Origin of the sequence: uncultured Salinisphaera sp., from assembly GCF_964012375.1 — a bacterium.
Classification (GTDB): Bacteria; Pseudomonadota; Gammaproteobacteria; order Nevskiales; family Salinisphaeraceae; genus Salinisphaera.
In genome coordinates this window covers 40,023-53,911 of record NZ_CAXGSH010000011.1, presented here as the reverse complement: position 1 = coordinate 53,911, position 13,889 = coordinate 40,023, and the positions used below count along the sequence as shown (strand labels likewise).

The window sequence follows — 13,889 nt, the reverse complement described above, 5'->3', positions numbered from 1 at the left end:
CGGCGTTGCCGATCGGCCAGTTCGGGCTGATCGAAGGCCCGATCATGGCAGGCGGCGATCGCGTTGATATCACGATTCACGGTCGCGGCGGCCACGGCGGGCTCAATTCGCATGGCTGTATCGACCCGGTACGTATCGCCGGCGATCTGATCACCCAGGCCCATGCCATCGTCGGGCGGGATATCGACCCGCTGGCGCCGGCGGTGCTCAGCCTGTGTTCGATTCAGGCCGGTGATCTGGCCGGTTTCGCGGTGATTCCGGATACCGCGCGGCTGTCCGGTACGCTGCGCGCGCTGGACAACGACACCCGCGAGAAACTCCGCGCACGCCTGCGTGCTATTTGTGAGGGCCTGGAAGCAAACTATGGCGCGACCATCGAGTTGTCCATCGAGGACAAGTTCAGCGTGACCTACAACCATGCCGGCCCGACCGCCACGGCCCGCGCGGCGATCGCCTCGACGTTTGGCGAAGCTGCCCTCGCGCCGAACTATCCGCCGTGCATGGGCGGCGAGGATTTCTCCTACATGCTGGATGTCTGCCCGGGGGCCTATATCCATGTCGGTTCGGGCGACGACGCGCATACGCACGGGCTGCATCACCCGGCCTACGATTTCAACGACCGCATCATGGCGCCCGGCATTGCGCTGTTCGTGCAGCTGGCCCGGGACACGCTCGCCCAGGGGGCGTAATCGGCCGCGGCCCGGCCAAATGCATTGGGGCCGGCCGGGCTTTTCATCGCAGGGAGCATCATGGAAAATAAACCCAGGCGTCGCAGTGCGACCGGCGCCTATATCGTGTTCTTGATCGCGGCGGTCACGCTGATGACCGTGCCCGTATTCACCTTTGCGGATCGCGTCGAGCCGCTGGTGTTCGGGCTGCCGTTCAATCTGTTCTGGATCGTGTTGGTCGAGCTGGCCGCGTTTGTGGCCATTCTTTGCTTCTATGTCTATGAACACGGCCGCGGGAGCGAGACATGAGCAACTGGATGTTCGCGCTGGGCTCGATGCTGGTCTATCTGGTCATCGCGTTCGCACTGGGGCTGCTGGCGGGCCGCAAGCGCTCGTTCTGGTCGGTGTCCGAATATGCGGTCGCCGATCGGGGACTGGGCTTCATCGTGGTCTGGTTCATGATGGGCGGTACGGTCTTCAGCGCCTTCGCTTTTCTGGGCGGGCCGGGGATGGCGTTCTCGCAAGGCGCGGCTGCGTATTTCGTACCGGCCTATCTGGCGCTGGGCATTCTGCCCTGGTACGTGCTCGGGCCGAAGGTCGGGCGTATCGGCGCGCGCAAGAACTTCGTCACCCTGGGCGAGTTCGTGGGCGATCGTTATTGCTCACGCGCGCTCACGGTATTGATCGGCGTGATTTCGGTGCTGGCCTTCATCCAGTATCTGACGCTGCAGATCAAGGGCATGGCCTTCATCTTCAGCATTCTCACCGAAGGCGTTATCCCTTACTGGTTCGGCGCGCTGCTGGCCTATGGGATCGTGGTCATCTACGTGGCCAGTTCCGGCGTGCGCGGCGCGGCCTGGAGCGATGTGCTGCAGGGCGCGCTCATGCTCATCGTCGCCTGGGCGGTGGGCTTTTATCTGGTGAACACACTGCACGACGGGCCGAGCGACATGTTCTCGGCCATCAACGCCGCGCAGCCGGATTTTCTGACCATCGGGCGTGACGGCTCGCCCATGTCGGCGATGGCCTTTGCCTCGGTGATCGTGGTGTCGGCCCTGGGCTTTCTGATGTGGCCGCATCTGTTCACCAAGTCCTATACCACCACGGAAAAACGCATCAAGCTCACCACGCTGGCCTTCCCGCTGTTCGGTATTTTCCTGGTGCCGGTGCTGTTCGTGGGCTATGCCGGTATCGGCGTGGTCGCCCCGGACGCGCTCGGCAGCGCCGACGAGCTGCTGCCCTATCTCATCACCAACGAGCTCGGTGCCAGCGGCTGGCTCTATGGCCTGATCGGTGCGGGTTCGCTGGCTGCGGCCATGTCGTCTTCGGATGCGATCACCCACGGCGGTTCGGTGTCCTTCGGGCGCGATATCTGTCGTGCGGTCAAGCCGGATCTGTCCGAGCGCGCCCAGATATGGATCATGCGCCTGGCCGTGGTCGGCATCGGCGCGGCGGCCTACTGGCTGTCGATTTTCGGCGCGGCCGGGATCATCGCGCTGCTGGTGGGCGCCTATGGGTCGATCGCCCAGTTCGTGCCTGCGGTCTACGGCGCGCTGATCTGGAAGCGCGGCACCGCCGTGGGTGCGATCAGTGGCATGGTGGTGGGCATCGGCGTCAACTACTACTACCAGATCGTGGCGGATACCACGCCCTGGGACATGAACGCCGGCCTGATCGGCCTGCTGTGCAATATCGCGATCTTCGTGGCCGTGAGCCTGATCACCAAGCCGGTTGATGAAGCACTCGCGGCTGAATATCGAAACGCGTAGCGCACGAGCGCTCTATGGACAGCGCGCCACCCACGGGTAGCGCGCTGTCGGTCAGCCTGCGGGGTCAAGCATCGCCTGACCCTGCCAGGTATCTCGCTCTCAATGCGCAGCCGCCGTGGCCGCCGAGCCGTTCGTGCGCGTGCGCCGCTGGGCCTGCGTTTTCGCTGCCGGGCGTTCGTGATGAATGCTCGAAGGCATCGGCCCCTTGCGCTTGCGTCGATGGGGCAGCGCCATACGCAGGATACGCTTGGCCACACCGCCGAGCTGTTTCGAGAACGGACCGGTGTTGTAGTTAAGATTGTAGCGTTCGGCGATCGCCTGGATCTTGGGCCCGATTTCGCGATAGCGGTTGGAAGGCATGTCCGGGAACAGATGGTGTTCGATCTGATAACCCAGATGGCCGGTCAGCACATGGAACGGCACCGAGCCGTTGACGTTCGACGAGGCCAGCATCTGGCGCAGATACCACTCGCCCTGGGTTTCGTTTTCGGTTTCCTCGATACGAAACATCTCGGCTTCTTCAGTAAAATGCCCGCAGAAGATGATCAGAAACGACCATACGTTGCGATTGAAGTTGGCGACCATGTTGCCGGAAAACACGAACGGCGCCATCGGCCCGGCCAGCACCGGGAACAGCACATAGTCCTTGAGCACCTGCCGGCGAACCTTGCGCCAGATATCGCGCCCCTGCGATAGCGCCTCGGCATAGCTTTTGTCCTTGCCCACGCGCTCCCATTCCAGGTCGTGCAGGGCCACGCCCCACTGGAAGAATGCGGCGAGGGCGAGCACATAGAACGGCTGGAACAGAAAGGCCGGGTTCCATTTCTGGTCTTCGCTCATGCGCAGGATCGAATAGCCCACGTCGCGATCCATGCCCACGATATTGGTATAGGTGTGGTGCATGTAGTTGTGCGAATGCTTCCACTCGCGCCCGGGGCAGGTGTTGTCCCAGTCGTAGGTGGCCGAGTCCAGCGCCGGGTCCTGCATCCAGTCCCACTGGCCGTGCATGGCGTTATGGCCGATTTCCATGTTCTCGAGGATCTTGGAAAGCGACAGCAGCGCGGTGCCGGCCAGCCAGGCCGGCGGCAGGATGCCGGCAAACAGCAGCGCGCGCCCGGCCACTTCGGAAAAACGCTGGGTATTGAGCACGCGATAGATATAGCGGGCGTCGTCCTTGCCGAGGCTTTTCATCACCTCGTCGCGCAGGGCGTCGAGTTCGGCGCCGAATTGTTCGACGTCGGCGTCGCTTAAATGTGTCGGTCGGCCCATGATTTGCTCCTCGGTTGGGTAGAACGGCGTTCTTGCATCGAGAACGCCTGTTAGATTTCCAGCGCGACGTCGCCCGCCGCGGCATGGATACATATCTGGATGTCGGTATCGCGAATCTCGCGCACTTCGTTGTTGCGCAGGTCGCGCACCGTGCCCTCGCTCACGCGGCACTTGCAGCTGTGACAGATGCCCATGCGACAGCCATAGGGCGGGTTCAGCCCGGCGTTTTCCGCCACTTCCAGCAGCGAGCCTTCGTCGCCGGAGGCGGCCACGTCGGATTTGATGAAATGCACCTCGCCTTCGCCCTGGGCGGCCTCGCGGCGGCTGGCCTCGAACTGTTCACGAAAGATGGGCTTCGTGGTGCGTGCGTCGAGCAGCGACTCGGCGGCGTCCATGAAACCCGACGGCCCGCACAGCCAGGTCATGCGTTCGCCAAGTTCGTGCATCTCGCGATCGAGCGTGTCGCCATCGATACGCCCGTGCTCCTGGGTATAGCGGATGACGAGCGACAGCGACGCATGGGCGTCAGCCAGTGCGTCCAGCTCGTCGGTATAGATCATGTCCTCGTCGGTGCTGGCGTAGTGCATGAACACCACGTCCGGCAGACAGTCCTGATCGATCCAGGAGCGCAGAATACTCATCACCGGTGTGATGCCACTGCCCGCACTCAGCAGCAATGCCTTGGCCGGCGGTTCGACGTTGGGGTAGAACTCGCCTTCGGGATGGCTCAGATAGACCAGCTGGCCGGCCTTGGCCCGGTCGACCAGAAAATTGCTGACCACGCCGTCGCCGTTGCGCTTGACCGTGATTTCCACCCGGTCGTTACGGGCCGCGCTTGCAATCGAGAAGCAGCGGCGATGACGTACACCGTCGAGATCGATACCGAAGAGAATATGCTGGCCCGGGCGTGGCGTGATCCAGTTGTCGTTGGGGGCGATGGTCAGGGTGACGCTGTCGGGCGTCTGGCGCTGGACATCGGCAATACGTCCGCGCGGCTCGTTGACGGAAAGCTTGCTGTCGATCAACCCCAGGTAGTGATCGACCGACAGCGGCGTGGTCAGTGACTTCGCCAAAGAGCTCTTCAGCACCTTCCTCACGATCGGTTTCATCGCATCTCCTCGCACGGCATGGCCGTTGCAGTCGTGTGGGCTCTACGGCGCGCTTCGACTGCTTATTTTGTTCGGTTTGTTGTAGCACAGGCGTTTCGTTTCAGATATGGCGATGCTTTTTCACCATTGCGCCAGGATGAATCGTACCCGCCGGCCGGAAACGTCTTTATCGATCAGGGATGTGGGTTTTGAAATGGATTATTTTACGATTAGTGCCGCGAAACCAGAGGGTTAGATTCGGTACGCATAGGCGACGACTTGAACTCGGTTTAAGCTCTAATAATCGTCATTCAGCGCGTTAGCGACGTTAAATCGGTATGCGCAACGACCGGTGACCGGCGCCGTCCGCGCTGCGGCATGCCGCTATCGCGCAATTAAACGACGACACACGCTTTTTTCAGGCGATCAGTCCGGGCCCGGTACCGCGACCCGCAAACCGAATTGCTCCATCAGCCGGCGCTGTGCCGGATTGGGTCGTCGGGACGTAAACAAGGCAACAGGATCCGTCCCTTCGCCGGTCACAGCCGCAGGCTCTGCCGGGCCGAGAGCGACCGTGGACACGCTGAGCACGTGGCGGGCGATCGCCGGCGCCGGATCGAGCCATTGCACGGGCCAGGGCGCCAGCCGCTCGAAGACACCGGCCAGAAACGGATAGTGGGTACAGGCGAGCACCACGATATCGGTGCGCTGACCGGCCTTTTCGACGAAGCAGGGGGCGATTTCCGCACGGATCGCCGCGTCGTCGTCGGCGTTATCCTGAACATGGGCCTCGGCCAGACGGGCGAGCTGCCGGCTGCCCACCAGGTTGATCTCGCAATGGGCCGCGAACGTTGCGATCAGCTGGCGGGTGTAGTCGCGGCGCACGGTCGCCGGTGTGGCCAGTACCGATACCAGCCGCGAGCGGCTGCGCTCGGCGGCCGGCTTGATCGCAGGTACCGTGCCCACGAAACAGGCCGTCGGATACGCCGCGCGTAGATCCGCCAGTGCGAGTGTGGCGGCCGTATTGCAGGCAATGACGACGATTTCCGGCGTGTGGTCGCTCAACAGGCGGCCCATCAGTGTGATCAGGCGATCGCGCAGCCGGTCTTCGTCCCAGTCGCCGTAGGGAAAGCCGGCATCGTCAGCCACATAGACGAGGCGGCGATCGGGCAACACCTGCCGGATTTCGCGCAGCACGGTCAGCCCGCCGATGCCGGAGTCGAATACCAGAATAGGACGCCGTGCCATGCCTGTTGGGGTCTGCCTGCGAAAGCCGGCTATTCTGGCATAGGGCGTGTCGTCGTGAGATAAGGCGGCGCATTGCCCGCGCTGGGCGTGCCATGCGGCGTTCCGGGCCTTGACCGTGGCTCGCCACGCTCGGCGGCCCGCGCCTTGCCTGGCACGCCCTAGAGCGTGACGGCACCGCCGTCGGCCCGCGGGTCGCTCGCACCTTCGCAATAGCCCTCGGGGTGGCGCACGACCGCACCGGCATGCCCGGCCAGGTCGGAAAAGGCATCGATCATCTCCACCTGGTGGCCGGTCGCGATGAGTTCGTCGACCAGGGACCGCTCGAAACGATTTTCCAGCTTGAGGCTGGTGGTGGCATCGCCCCAGGTCTTGCCCAGCAGCCAGCGCGGTGCGGTGACCGCGCGTTGCAGGCCCTGGCCGTACATGGCATAGCGTGAGAAAACGGCTGCCTGGGTCTGGGGCTGGCCTTCGCCGCCCATGGTGCCGTAGGCCATGATCCGGCCGTCGTCGAGTTCGGCCATGGCCGGGTTGAGGGTATGGAAAGGGCGCTTGCCGGGGGCAAGCTGGTTCGCGCCGGGTTCAAGCGAAAAGCCCGCCCCGCGATTCTGGAACGTCACCCCGGTGTCCGGGCAGGTCAGCCCCGAGCCGAACTCCCAGAACACGCTCTGAATGAAGCTGACCATGGTGCCGTCGGCGTCGGTCGCCCCCATCCAGATGGTATCGCCGGCCTTGGCTTCGTAGGGCCAGTCCAGCGCCTTGCGCGGGTCGATGGCGCCGTGCAGTTCGTCCAGATGCGCGGCCTCCAGCCAGGATTCGGCCGGGCGGCTCATGTGATCGGGGTCGCCCAGTTCGGCGTTACGGATCAGAAACGCCTGTTTGGTGGCCTCGATCAGACCGTGCAGATGATCGAAGCCCTCGGCCTCGGCCACTTTCAGGCGGTCGAACAAAGCCAGAATCATCAACGAAGACACGCCCTGGGTCGGCGGCGGCATGTTGTAGATGGTGCCCACCGAAAGCGGCGTGGACAGCGGGGCGACGATATCGGCCGCGCATTGCGCCAGGTCGGATGCACGCAGCGGCGAGCCCATGGCCTCCAGATAGGCCGCATGCGTTGCCGCCAGCGAGCCGGTGTAATAGCTGTCCAGGCCTTCGCGGGCCAGCGTTTCCAACGTGTTGGCAAGGGCCGGCTGATAGAAGATATCGCCTTCGCGCGGTGCGCGATCGCCGGGCAGGAAAATATCCGCGAAGCCGGGCACGCCGCGCAGCTCGTCGGCCTTGGCGGCAGTGCAGGCCGCCTGGTTGCCGGTGGTCACGAAGCCGTCGCGGGCATGGGCGATCGCGGGCGCGAGCAATGTGTTCAACGCCATCGGCTCGCGCTCGAGCTGGTTCAGCGCGGCCTGCCAGCCGGCGATCGTGGCCGGCGCCGTCAGCGCGGCGCGGGCGCCGCGGGCCGGGATCTGTTCATGCTCGCCGTGACCGGCATACCAGTCCGGCGTGGCCAGTGCTGCAGCACGCCCGCAGGCCGAGATGCCGATCGGCGCCTGACCGGGTTTCTTGATCAGCCAGAAACCGTCGCCGCCGATCGAGTTCATATGCGGATAGACCACGGCGATGGTCGCTGCGCTCGCGACCATGGCTTCAATGGCGCTACCGCCGGCGGCCAGTACATCACGCCCGGCCAGAGCGGCCGACAGATGCGGGGCGGTGACACAGCCGTAACGGCCTTTCGCGCTTTGCAGCATGGATAGCGTCCTGGGTGACTAAGGGGCGTTGCCGTATCGGCCGGCCCGGTCTAAATAACGGGTTGTAGCCGAATAATGCCGTATGCAGATGGTGGCTTGCATGGATCGGCGCAAGCGTTGCCGGTCGGTGGTCGCTGGCGTTGCGGTCAAGGCTGGCCAGCGGCGCGAGGCATCCGCGGCTGTGCGGGTTCGGGTAGCGCAGCCGTTAATGCGTCTCCAACGCGCATGTTCGAACGCGCATGTTCGTTAGAGACGACTGCCCGGGTCGCCCCTGCGCGTCGCGTGCGCGCCGGCATGACAGGAAGGTCGAGAGGCCCTGGGGCGTGTCGTCATAAGATAAGGCGGCGCATCGGCGGCCAAGCCGCGGCAAGACAAGGCATCGCGAGCGTAGCGTGGTCATGCCACGTAAGCGAGCGATAACGCCGAATTGCCGCGGCTTGGCCGTCGACCCTCCGGGTTGTCCGCGCCGGACGCGCCATGCGGCGTTGCGGACCTTGACCGTGGCCCGCCACGCTCGGCGGCCCGCGCCTTGCCTGACACGCCCGGCGCGGGCAATGCGACGTCATATCTTATGACGACACGCCCTCGCCCGGCTCTGCGTCGTAGAGGTTTGCACGCAGCACGTTAAAGATTTCGTTGCCATCGAGTGCTGCGAATTCGAAGCCGCTATCACGCCCTAGATGCCCGAAACGTTGCTCCGCCGCGGCCTGTGCGCCGACGTAGGCCATTGCCCAGCTGGAAAATACACGGGCATCCGAAGGCTCGAACAACAGCACTGTCACGTCGGAATGGCGTTCGTCGCACTGGATGCGTTCGAAGGTGGCCTGGATCGCATGGTGCGGGCCTTCGAGCACCTGGGCGAAACAGCCGCTATTGAACATGAGTGCGCCGGTGATCTGGGCTTGGCGATTGTTTTCGCGCGAGATTTCCAGAATGCCGCCGATCTGCGGTTCGATCTCGTCGCTAATATCGTTACGGCTCATATAAACGAGGCGGTAGAGCGTATCGGGCATCGTGTCTCCTGAAGGCTAGCTCGCCTGCGCGGCGGACAGGCGGAATTGGCCGAGAAAGTCGGCGATCTGCTCGGCCGGCATGGGCCGGGCAATGTAGTAGCCCTGGGCCAGATTGCAGCCTTCGTGTTCGAGCTGGCGGTATTGTTCGAGTGTTTCGATGCCCTCGGCCGTGGTGGCCATGCCGAGGTTCGACCCCATGGCAAGAATGCCGCTGATCAAGGCCTTTGCACGCGGCGAAGGCTCGGCCTGAATGAACGACTTGTCGATTTTTATCTTGGAAAACGGGAAGCTGTTGAGATAGCCGAGCGATGCGTAGCCGGTGCCGAAATCGTCGATCGCGATGGCCACGCCAAGTTCCTGGATAGCCCACAGCCGACGCATAATCGATTCCGATTCTTCGAGGAAGAGGCCCTCGGTAATTTCAAGCTCGAGACGCGCCGGTGCGAGCCCGCTGTGGGCGAGCGCATCGCGAACGACGTCGACGATGGCGTCGTCGGCGAACTGAGCCGGCGAGACATTCACGGCCACGCTCAGGCGTTCGTCGCCCCAGGTCATGGCCTGTTGGCAGGCCTGTCGGATCACCCAGCGGCCGATGGATGCGATTTCGCCGAGTTCTTCGGCCAGCGGGATGAACTCGAGGGGGGAGACCCGACCGCGTGTGGGGTGCTCCCAGCGGATCAGCGCCTCGAAGCCGATCACGCGTTGCTCGCGCATCGAGGTCTGTGGCTGGTAGTGGAGCGTGAACTGGCGCAGACCGAGCGCGCGCCGTAGGTCGACTTCGAAGTCGCGGCGGTCGAATGCGCGCTGTTCCAGATGGGATTGAAACACATAGTGGCCAGCGCGCCCCTGATGCTTGGCCTCGTAAAGGGCAAGATCGGCATGGCGCAGCAGATCCTGTAGCTGCGCGCTGTCGCCCAGGAGTGTGGCAATACCGATGCTCGCACCGATATTGATCTGATGGCCATCGACAAGAAACGGGCGCCCGAGCAGATCGACCAGCCGCCGAGCCAGCGCTTCGAGACCTTCGCGCCGTTTTTCGTCCGGAATGAGGATTACGAACTCGTCGCCGCCCAGCCGGATGAGCGTATCGTTGCCACGGGTCGATGCCCGAATACGCTGGGCGACCAGAACCAGCAGCTCGTCGCCGGCGCCGTGGCCGAGCGTGTCGTTGACCTGCTTGAAATGATCGAGATCGATAACGAGAACGGCTGCGTAACGCGCGCCTAGCGCTTCGAATTCACGCAGGCGTTCGGCATACATCAGGCGATTGCCGAAGCCGGTCAGCGGGTCGAGTTGGGCGGCGAGGTCGAGCGTGGACTCGTCGCGGTGTGGCCAGCCGATGGCGGCAATCACCAGCCGCTGCCCATCGCGGCGGGCGCCGATATAGAGCGTCAACGAACGGCCTGGCGCGATTTCGATCGTCAATGCGGATTCGCCGATATCGCGCAGCTGCCATTCGAGCAGATCGCGCGAACGGGCTTCGGCCAGCGCGATATCCGTGAGCCGGCGCGGCAGCGTGTCGATATTCAGGCGCCGGGCGAACGTCGTGTTGGAATACGTGATGACGTTGTCGTCATCGACGATGGCGATGCCCGTGGCAAGCGCCTCAAGCTCCGTCACGCTGTCGATCATACTCATGGCCCGTTCGCCGCGCGCGATACTGGGCAGATCGGCTACGCCGGATCTGCGCAAGTAGAATTGGTATTACGACGTTTGATCGGCGGCTGTATCGGCAACTTGAGTGGTCGCGGTCAGGCGCGCGCTCTAGCCGTAATTCACGCGATCCCGGCCGTCGTCCTTTGCGCAATACAGCGCATCGTCGGCGCGTTTGAGGATCTGGGCCGGCGTCTCGTCGCTCTGGGCGCAGGTCACCCCGGCGGAGACGGTGAGGGTGATTTGCTCGCCTTCGATTTCAAGCGGGGTATCGCGTACGCGAGCCACGAGGCGCTCGAGCGTGTTGGCGGCCGCGGGCAGCGTTGTTTCCGGTAGCAGGGCCAGAAATTCCTCCCCACCCCAGCGGCCGATCGTGTCGCTGTTGCGCAGCGTCTGGCGCGCGATATCGGCGAACAGTTTGAGCGCCGCATCGCCGGCGGCATGGCCGTAGCGGTCGTTGAGCTGCTTGAAGTGATCGAAATCGATCAGGGCCACGCTCAGGTTACGCGTATAGCGCTGGCCGCGATCGAGTTCATGATCGAGCTGCTCGGAGAGCAGCCGCCGGTTGGCCAGACCGGTCAACTCGTCCTGCGTGGCAAGCGTTTGAAGTCGTTCGTGCGCATGGCGGAGTGCGGCGAGATCCTGTTCGCGGGCGATTTCATGACCCAGCCATTGGGCGAACATGGCGATCAGGTCATAGTCTTGCTGATTGAAGGGTGACGAGGGCAGGGAGCTGGAGAAACTCAACACACCATAAACACGGCCGTCCACGGTGATCGGCGCGCCAAGATACGACTCGAGCCGGAATTTCGCATAGCAGGGATGGGCTTTGAGCTTGCTTTCGCCGGCGTGATGAACGCCGAACGCACCCCGCTTCGAAAGCACGTGATAGCAGTACGTATCGGGCAGTTCATAGATAGCGCCGACGGCGATGCTGCCGTCCGGCGATTCCGCCTCTTTGACTTCGTAGCGCTGGCCGTCGATTTTCGCGACCACCCCGTAGGCCATGGCGAAATGCTGGACGCCCAGCTCGACGATCTCACGCCGGCGTTGCTCGAATCCACGCGTCGGATCGGACGTGATCTGGTTGAGCGAGTGCAGCACCTTGTTCGTGGCGATGTGCGACGATACGTCGCGAATAATTCCCAAAAACAGCGGCTTACCGCGGTCGCCGTGGCGGATCGCACCGCCGGTGGTTTCACCTTCGAACACGCTGCCGTCGCGACGCCGATAGCGCATGAGATAAGTATGACGGGCGTCGTCGGCCTGGGCGTTGTAGCGCGTCGCGCCGAGCTGCTCGAAATCTTCACGCCGCTCGTATAACGCCGCCGTGGAAAGGCCGGCGAATTCAGCTGCGGTATAACGAAAGAGGCGGTTGGCGGCTTCGTTGGTCATCACCACCCGTCGGTCGACGTCGCTGATGATGACGGCCTCGCTGACCTCGGCAAACACCCGGGCGAGCAGAACACGCAGCGATTGACTGTCGAGCGCCAGTGCTTCGTCTGCGATCATATCTGCGCTTAGGTTTTTCAAGATGCCCCCCTGGCACGCGTAGGGTCGCGTGTTTCGCCGCCGAACATCGCGTGCGCGATCTGGCCACCTCCAAAGCGTACCGCAAACCCGCCCGGCCTTTGTGCGAAGTATGGCTTTTACCGCCGGCCGGGCATGTGCTATGCCATACCCAGGCGGCGTCAAGACCGCTTTGAACCGCGAACCGGAGGATAGACCTTGCTGATCGACCACCCGGGATATTCGTGGCGTGTGCGTGGTGGCGCGCCCGTCGAGCCCGAACGATGACGGTGAAAGCGTCGAGCAGCGGCGTGCCTGATCCCGCGGGTCGCTGGCAGGCATTGCTGATTCTTGCGGCGGCGCTGCTTTTGGGCATGACGGCCTGGTTTTCGGCCACCGCGGTCGTGCCCCAGCTGCGTGCCGGCTGGGCCCTATCGCCGGGTGCGGCGGCCTGGATGACCATCGCGGTACAGCTTGGCTTCGTGATCGGCGCGCTGGCCAGCGCGGTTTTCAATATCGCCGATCGGATGGCGCCGCGCCGGCTGATGTTCTACGGCGCGCTGCTGGCCGCGATCTCCAACGCGGCGTTGCTGCTGGCCCCGCCGGTGGCCCTGGCCGTATTACTGCGCGTGCTCACCGGCATTGGCCTGGCCAGCGTCTATCCGCCTGCCCTGAAAGCGATGGCGACCTGGTTCAAGCTTAAGCGCGGCACGGCGCTGGGCATCATGGTGGGTGCGTTGACCCTCGGGTCGGGCGCGCCGCATCTGGTCAACGGACTGGGCGGGCTGGACTGGCGGGTGGTGATCGCCGCGAGTTCGATCATGTCCTTCGCCGGCGGCGTGATCGCCCGCTATCTCGGCCGCGACGGGCCGTTCGACTTCCCGCGTGCCGTGTTCGACCCGCGCAAGGCTTGGCAGGTGTTTTCGGATCGGCCGGTGCGTCTGGCCTGTATCGGCTACTTCGGCCACATGTGGGAGCTCTATGCCATGTGGGCCTGGTTCGGCGTATTTCTTGGCGATGTGCTTGATAGGAATGCGTTCGAGGCACCCCGGGCGCTGGGCGCGGTCGCCACCTTTGCCGCCATCGGGGTGGGGGCGGTTGGCTGCTGGGTGGGCGGTATTCTGGGCGATCGCTGGGGGCGCGGCAAAGCCACCGTGTTGGCCATGGTCGTATCCGGCGGCTGTGCGCTGATTATCGGTTTCATTCCGACCACCGCCTGGCCGCTCATTCTGATCGTGGGGCTGATCTGGGGATTCTGGGTGGTAGCCGATTCGGCCCAGTTCTCGACCGCGATCACGGAGCTGGGCGATCAGCGCTATGTCGGGACCGCGCTGACGCTGCAGCAGGCCATCGGCTATGTGCTGACCATCCCCACGATCTGGCTGATACCGATCGTGCATGAATCCATGGGTTGGTCGTATGCGTTCGCACTGCTCGCGCTTGGGCCGCTGGTCGGCACGATCGCGATGCGCAAGCTCGCGCAGATTGAAAATGCGCCGGCCCGGGGCGGGCCGGCGTCGCGTCTGCCCTAGGGCGTATCAGCTGGCCAGAAGCGTATTCAGCTCGGGCGGCAGGTCGAAGGTGACGTCGACGAATTCGCCGGTGGTTACCGCCTGCTTGAGCGTATTGATCACCGCACGCACGGGTTCCTGCACGTCGTTTGCGTCCATATTGGCGCGGGTGGCGACTTTGCTATAGAAATCGTCCAGGGCCACCGAGCCTTCGGCATCGCCGGTGTGCTGCTGGCCGCCCTTGAGCGCAGACTGGGACAGTTCCGACGGCAGCTGCGAGGTGAGCTTGCGAATCTCTTCCTGCGGCAGGTGCAGGCACAGCGATTCGATGGTCGCGAATGTCACGTTGGTGGCTACGGTGCGATCGTTAACGCCGCTGGCCTGTTCTACGCGGGCAATGAAATCTTCGGTCTGCATGG

Annotated in this window: 12 protein-coding genes; 4 read left to right on the top strand and 8 right to left on the bottom strand. The window is 63.8% G+C overall.

Going from position 1 to position 13,889, the window contains the following annotated elements; genetic code table 11:
- The 3 genes from ABNU97_RS03630 to ABNU97_RS03620 form a co-directional block, all read left to right on the top strand.
- The coding region (locus tag ABNU97_RS03630) for a M20/M25/M40 family metallo-hydrolase (protein ID WP_348765391.1) at positions 1-689 on the top strand (689 nt) is incomplete at its 5' end.
- Between the two features lie 60 nt (positions 690-749).
- On the top strand, positions 750-977 hold the full coding sequence (locus ABNU97_RS03625) for a hypothetical protein (protein WP_293626681.1): 228 nt from the start codon (positions 750-752) through the stop codon (positions 975-977).
- Positions 974-2,437, top strand: coding sequence for a sodium:solute symporter family protein (locus tag ABNU97_RS03620; RefSeq protein WP_348765390.1), 1,464 nt, complete (start codon positions 974-976; stop codon positions 2,435-2,437). Before ABNU97_RS03625 ends, ABNU97_RS03620 begins: the two co-directional genes overlap by 4 nt.
- A 99-nt stretch (positions 2,438-2,536) precedes the next feature.
- On the opposite strand, the gene ABNU97_RS03615 is transcribed toward ABNU97_RS03620, so the two are convergent.
- From ABNU97_RS03615 to ABNU97_RS03585, 7 genes are all read right to left on the bottom strand, one after another.
- Complete coding sequence (locus ABNU97_RS03615) at positions 2,537-3,706, bottom strand: acyl-CoA desaturase (protein WP_348765389.1); 1,170 nt, start codon at positions 3,704-3,706, stop codon at positions 2,537-2,539.
- Between the two features lie 50 nt (positions 3,707-3,756).
- Positions 3,757-4,815, bottom strand: coding sequence for a ferredoxin reductase (locus ABNU97_RS03610; RefSeq protein ID WP_348765388.1), 1,059 nt, complete (start codon positions 4,813-4,815; stop codon positions 3,757-3,759).
- A gap of 405 nt (positions 4,816-5,220) precedes the next feature.
- Entirely contained in the window at positions 5,221-6,042 is an 822-nt protein-coding gene (murI, locus tag ABNU97_RS03605; RefSeq protein ID WP_348765387.1) for a glutamate racemase, read from the bottom strand.
- A gap of 158 nt (positions 6,043-6,200) precedes the next feature.
- On the bottom strand, positions 6,201-7,784 hold the full coding sequence (locus ABNU97_RS03600; RefSeq protein ID WP_348765386.1) for a gamma-glutamyltransferase family protein: 1,584 nt from the start codon (positions 7,782-7,784) through the stop codon (positions 6,201-6,203).
- Between the two features lie 569 nt (positions 7,785-8,353).
- Positions 8,354-8,797 carry a BLUF domain-containing protein gene (locus tag ABNU97_RS03595; RefSeq protein WP_348765385.1) on the bottom strand — a complete coding sequence of 148 codons (444 nt, stop codon included), beginning with the start codon at positions 8,795-8,797 and terminating at the stop codon, positions 8,354-8,356.
- 15 nt (positions 8,798-8,812) lie between these two features.
- Positions 8,813-10,435 carry an EAL domain-containing protein gene (locus tag ABNU97_RS03590; RefSeq protein WP_348765384.1) on the bottom strand — a complete coding sequence of 541 codons (1,623 nt, stop codon included), beginning with the start codon at positions 10,433-10,435 and terminating at the stop codon, positions 8,813-8,815.
- A gap of 126 nt (positions 10,436-10,561) precedes the next feature.
- On the bottom strand, positions 10,562-11,962 hold the full coding sequence (locus tag ABNU97_RS03585; protein ID WP_348765383.1) for a GGDEF domain-containing protein: 1,401 nt from the start codon (positions 11,960-11,962) through the stop codon (positions 10,562-10,564).
- A 308-nt stretch (positions 11,963-12,270) separates the two neighbouring features.
- On the opposite strand from ABNU97_RS03585, the gene ABNU97_RS03580 reads away from it, so the two are divergent.
- Positions 12,271-13,491, top strand: a complete 1,221-nt coding sequence (locus ABNU97_RS03580; protein ID WP_348765382.1) for an MFS transporter — start codon at positions 12,271-12,273, stop codon at positions 13,489-13,491.
- A 6-nt stretch (positions 13,492-13,497) separates the two neighbouring features.
- On the opposite strand, the gene ABNU97_RS03575 is transcribed toward ABNU97_RS03580, so the two are convergent.
- Positions 13,498-13,887, bottom strand: coding sequence for a DUF2267 domain-containing protein (locus ABNU97_RS03575; RefSeq protein WP_348765381.1), 390 nt, complete (start codon positions 13,885-13,887; stop codon positions 13,498-13,500).
- Between the last annotated feature and the right edge of the window lie 2 nt (positions 13,888-13,889).

Coding starts and splice junctions, on each gene's coding strand:
- ABNU97_RS03625 (WP_293626681.1), top strand. CDS start 750: ATGGAAAATAAACCCAGGCGTCGCAGTGCGACCGGCGCCTATATCGTG.
- ABNU97_RS03620 (WP_348765390.1), top strand. CDS start 974: ATGAGCAACTGGATGTTCGCGCTGGGCTCGATGCTGGTCTATCTGGTC.
- ABNU97_RS03615 (WP_348765389.1), bottom strand. CDS start 3,706: ATGGGCCGACCGACACATTTAAGCGACGCCGACGTCGAACAATTCGGC.
- ABNU97_RS03610 (WP_348765388.1), bottom strand. CDS start 4,815: ATGAAACCGATCGTGAGGAAGGTGCTGAAGAGCTCTTTGGCGAAGTCA.
- murI (WP_348765387.1), bottom strand. CDS start 6,042: ATGGCACGGCGTCCTATTCTGGTATTCGACTCCGGCATCGGCGGGCTG.
- ABNU97_RS03600 (WP_348765386.1), bottom strand. CDS start 7,784: ATGCTGCAAAGCGCGAAAGGCCGTTACGGCTGTGTCACCGCCCCGCAT.
- ABNU97_RS03595 (WP_348765385.1), bottom strand. CDS start 8,797: ATGCCCGATACGCTCTACCGCCTCGTTTATATGAGCCGTAACGATATT.
- ABNU97_RS03590 (WP_348765384.1), bottom strand. CDS start 10,435: ATGAGTATGATCGACAGCGTGACGGAGCTTGAGGCGCTTGCCACGGGC.
- ABNU97_RS03585 (WP_348765383.1), bottom strand. CDS start 11,962: ATGATCGCAGACGAAGCACTGGCGCTCGACAGTCAATCGCTGCGTGTT.
- ABNU97_RS03575 (WP_348765381.1), bottom strand. CDS start 13,887: ATGCAGACCGAAGATTTCATTGCCCGCGTAGAACAGGCCAGCGGCGTT.